The sequence below is a fragment of the Dietzia sp. B44 genome, from assembly GCF_014145245.1.
Classification (GTDB): domain Bacteria; phylum Actinomycetota; class Actinomycetes; order Mycobacteriales; family Mycobacteriaceae; genus Dietzia; species Dietzia natronolimnaea.
The window spans coordinates 1-4,189 of record NZ_JAALEF010000119.1; the positions used below are offsets into that span (position 1 = coordinate 1).

General features: G+C 72.3%; 4 protein-coding genes. All 4 read right to left on the reverse strand.

Annotated features, from left to right (window positions below; all coding sequences use genetic code 11):
* Positions 1–32: 32 nt before the first annotated feature.
* Positions 33–806: an enoyl-CoA hydratase/isomerase family protein gene (locus G6017_RS04805; RefSeq protein ID WP_347237946.1), complete on the reverse strand. Its 774-nt coding sequence runs from the start codon at positions 804–806 to the stop codon at positions 33–35.
* 37 nt (positions 807–843) lie between these two features.
* Positions 844–2,310 (reverse strand): aldehyde dehydrogenase, encoded by a 1,467-nt coding sequence (locus tag G6017_RS04810; RefSeq protein WP_182609619.1) that lies wholly within the window; start codon positions 2,308–2,310, stop codon positions 844–846.
* A 231-nt stretch (positions 2,311–2,541) separates the two neighbouring features.
* The gene (locus G6017_RS04815; RefSeq protein WP_182616184.1) at positions 2,542–3,294 is read right to left on the reverse strand and encodes an ABC transporter permease; all 753 of its coding nucleotides are present in this window, start codon (positions 3,292–3,294) and stop codon (positions 2,542–2,544) included.
* Positions 3,291–4,046, reverse strand: coding sequence for an ABC transporter ATP-binding protein (locus tag G6017_RS04820; protein WP_182616185.1), 756 nt, complete (start codon positions 4,044–4,046; stop codon positions 3,291–3,293). The genes G6017_RS04815 and G6017_RS04820 overlap by 4 nt, the downstream gene beginning before the upstream one ends.
* Between the last annotated feature and the right edge of the window lie 143 nt (positions 4,047–4,189).

Here is a 4,189-nt window from a genome sequence, read left to right on the forward strand (position 1 = left end):
CGATGCCGGCCGGGCGGTCGGGACCCCCGCCGTCACGCCCCGTCGGGGAGCGCGGTGAAGTCCGCGGGCCGTCCCTCGGCGAACGCGGCCAGGGCCTCGGAGTTCGCGGGCCCGCCCATGAGTTCGGCGAAGCACTGGTTCTCGCGTTCACGCGCCTCGGCGATCTGGCGGGCCAGCGGCTCGACCATCGTCCGCTTGACCGCCCGCAGACTCGAGATCGGCAGCCTCGCCAGGCGCGTGGCGTGCTCGGTGGCCACCGTGAGCAGCTCCTCTGCAGGACACAGACGCCACACCAGGCCCATCTCGTGGGCCTCGGCGGCGCTGATCCACTCGGAGGACAGCAACACCCAGGCGGCGTTCTGACGACCCACGAGCCGAGGGAGCAGGTAGCTCGAGGCGGCCTCCGGCGCCACCCCGAGGCTGGTGAAGGGGCACTTGAGGCGGGCGTCGTCGGCCATGAAGGCAAGATCGGCGAACCCGATCACGGTCGTGCCGATCCCGAGGCCGAGCCCGTTGATCGCCAGGACCAGGGGCTTGTCGAACGCGGCCAGGGCGTCGATCAGGCCGATGAACCCGTGCTCACCGGGGACGAAGTCGGGATTGGTGACCCGCTCGGCCATCTCGACCAGGTCGGTCCCGGCACTGAACGCCCGGCCCTGCCCGGTGAGCAGCACCACCGCCACCGTCGGATCGGCCGACGCCTCGTGCAGCGCGACGGTGAGCGCGTCGTACAGCGCCTCGTCGAACGCGTTGAGCGCCTCCGGTCGCGCGAGCGTCAGGGTGCGGACCCGGTCGGCGTCCCGCACCTGTAGCGGCGATGTCCCCTCCCCGGCCACGGCGAGATCAGGCGCCGGCCGCGGGCGCGTCGAGGTAGACGGACTTGACCTCCGTGTACTGCGCCAGGCCCTCGGGGCCGAACTCGCGTCCGACCCCCGATGCCTTGAAACCGCCGAACGGGGCCGAGAAGTCCATCGTGTACGTGTTGACCCCGTAGGTCCCGGTGCGGACCCGGCGGGCCACGCCCAGCCCCGCCTCCCGGTCCGCCGTCCACACCGTGCCCGCCAGTCCGTACTCCGAGTCGTTGGCGATGCGGACGGCGTCGTCGACGTCGTCGTACGCGATCACCGACAGGACCGGCCCGAAGATCTCCTCCTGGGCGATCCGCATGGAGTTGTCGACCCCGGCGAACACGGTCGGCTGGACGTACCAGCCGGTGTCCAGACCGTCCGGGCGGCCGGTCCCGCCGGTGAGGAGCTGGGCACCTTCCTGCTGCCCGAGCTCGATGTAGGAGGACACGCGCTCCTGCTGCCTCTGCGCCACCATCGGCCCGATCTCCGTGGCGGGATCCAGCGGGTCACCGACGACCATCGACCCGATCCCCTCGGCCAGTGCCCGGGCGACCTCGTCGTGCCGCTCCCGGCTCACCAGGATCCGGGTCTGCGCCACGCACGCCTGCCCCGAGTTCATGACGCCCAGGAACTTGATCCCCTCGACCACACTCGCCAGGTCGGCGTCGTCCAGCACGATCGCCGCGGACTTGCCCCCGAGCTCCAGCGAACACCGCTTGAGCTGCTCGCCGCAGATCGCCCCGATCTTCCGGCCCGCCGCGGTGGACCCGGTGAAGGCCACCTTGTCGACCCCGGGGTGACGCACCAGGTGCTCCCCCACCTCGCGGCCGCCGGCCACGATGCTCACCACGCCCGCCGGCACCCCGGCCTCGATCAGCAGCTCGCCCAGCAGGTAGGTGTCGAGCGGGGTCTCGGGGGCCGGCTTGATCACGATCGTGCAGCCGGTGAGCAGCGCCGGGATCAGCTTGGACAGCACGGTGAACTGGGGGACGTTCCACGGCGGGATCGCCGCGACCACGCCCACCGGCTCGTGGCGGACCAGCACCTCCCCGCCGAGCACGCCCGGCCGGGTCTCCTCCCACGGGAACTCGCGGGCGATGCTGACGAACGCCTCGATCTGCATCCACGGGGCGGGGGCCTGGGCCAGCTTGCTGAACGAGATCGGTGACCCCATCTCGGTGGAGATCAGGGTCGCCATGTCGTCCAGCCGTGCGGCGTAGAGGGCCGAGAGACGGGCGACCACCTCGATCCGCTCCTGGGGACTCATCCGCGGCCACGGACCCGAATCGAACGCCTCCCGCGCCGCGGCCACGGCGGCGTCCATGTCGGCGACCGAGCCCTCCGGGACGCGGGCGACCATCTCCTCGGTGTGGGGACTGATCACCTCGATGACGCTGTCCGTCGCGGGAGAGCGCCACTCGGTGCCGATCAGAAAGGCGTCGCGGTCGAGGGAGGTGGTCATGGGCGGTCTCCTGGGTGTCACTGGGTGGGATCCTGTCGCAACGGACGCGCGAACAGACACCTGTCTACTGTAGGACCCCCGCCGCACTCGGGGTGCGTTTTCGAGAACGCGTTCCAGTGTGGTGTGCCGGCCCCCGGGGGATCGTGGGGTCCCCGGCGTCGGAGCCCCTCGGGCTCCCCGGCGTCGAGTCGCTCGGTCTCACCCCTCGGCATCGCCCCTCAGCAGCGCCCCTCAGCGATCGAGCTGGAGCCTCCGCCATGTCGCGACCGTGAGCGCGGTGGAGACCAGCGGGATCACCCCGACCAGGGCGAGCTGCAGCGGCGACACCCCGCTGCCGCCGCTCATCGCCCACAGCGTCGGGGCGGCGAACGGCATCCATCCGCCGGCGCCGACGAGCACGCCCACCTGCGCCACGATGACGATCGCAATGGTCGCCGCGACTCCCGCGAGCGTCGATCGCGTCACGGTCGTGACCCAGGCGACGGGAGTGACGATCGCACTCGTCAACACCCCGAGCGCGGTCTGACGCGCGAGGCCGGCCCAGACCTCGGACGTCGGCGCTCCGAGCCCCCCGACCAGTCCGACGACAACGAGCGCGCCGGCCAGGGCGAGCGCCGTCCCGACGCTCCAGAGCGCGAACACGGCGATCTTGGCCGCCGCGATGGACCCCCGCCCGACCGGCAGGGCGAACAACGCGCTCACCGTCGCATCGGAGAACTCGCGCCCGAAGATCCAGGCCAGCACGATGCCGTAGCCGAGGAGGCCCCCGGCGCCGGTGATCTGCGCCGCCGAGAACAGCAGACCGGCCCAGTCGGCGGTGGCGCCGGGGCCGAGCTTCGCCACGAGGTCGGGCTGCCCGGAGGTCACCGCGAGCAGCATCGCACCCGACAGCACGGCGATCCCCCCGACGATCGCGGTCGTGGCGACGATCCCCACCAGCGAGGACCGCAGCTTGACCGCCTCGGTCGACAGGGCCGGACTCACCGCGGGCCCCCGCCCTCGGACGTGGCGTCCTGCGCGGACTCGTCGTCGAGTCGGACGGCTTCGAAGAAGGCCCTCTCTAGCTCCGACCCTCCGGGCGGGAGCTCCCCGATGACGCGCCCGCCGTTCATCACGACGATGCGGTCGGCGATGCGGGCGACCTCGTCGAGGTGATGACTGCTCACGAGGACGCCGGCCCCCGCGCCCGCGAGTCCGACGAGGTGTTCCCGGAGGAGGATGACGCCCCGGGGGTCGAGTGCGTTGCCCGGTTCATCGAGCACCACGACGGACGGGGAGTGCTGCAGGGCCGCGGCGAGCCCGACCCGCTGCCGGTTACCGAGCGACAGCACCCGCAGGCGACGGTAGGCGTACGGCTCCAGGGCGAACGTGCGCATCGCCGAGTCGACGATCGCGCCGGGGTCACCCACACCCCGTAGCCTCGCGCTCGACACCAGGTTCTGGCGCACGGTCAGCTCCGGGTATCCGGGCGCTCCGTCGACGAACTGGCCGACCCTGGCCCACTCCGCGGCGGGAGGCGAGTCGCCGGCCAGCACTCGACCGCGCAGCAGTACCCGGCCCGCATCAGCACGCAGCATCCCGAGCAGGACACGCAACAGAGTCGTCTTGCCCGCTCCGTTCAGACCGACGAGCGCGACGATCTCCCCCTCCCCCACGGTGAGGTCGACGTCATGGATCCCCGCGCCGTCGCGGAAGCACCGGGTCACCCGCTCGGCGCGGATCGCGGGCTCAGTCATCGCGGCCCTCCAGGACCCGGAACACGTGCTCCAGGGCGCTGTCGAGGTCCGGGTCGGTGCCGACCGCCCACTCGAGGAGCGACGCGTTGAGGGCGGCCACGACGGCGGCCGCGGCGATGCGGGCGGCGGGCGGGGTCACGGCT

Excerpts from the sequence above, each read along its gene's own strand:
- G6017_RS04810 (WP_182609619.1), bottom strand. The coding sequence starts at position 2,310 with ATGACCACCTCCCTCGACCGCGACGCCTTTCTGATCGGCACCGAGTGG.
- G6017_RS04820 (WP_182616185.1), bottom strand. The coding sequence starts at position 4,046 with ATGACTGAGCCCGCGATCCGCGCCGAGCGGGTGACCCGGTGCTTCCGC.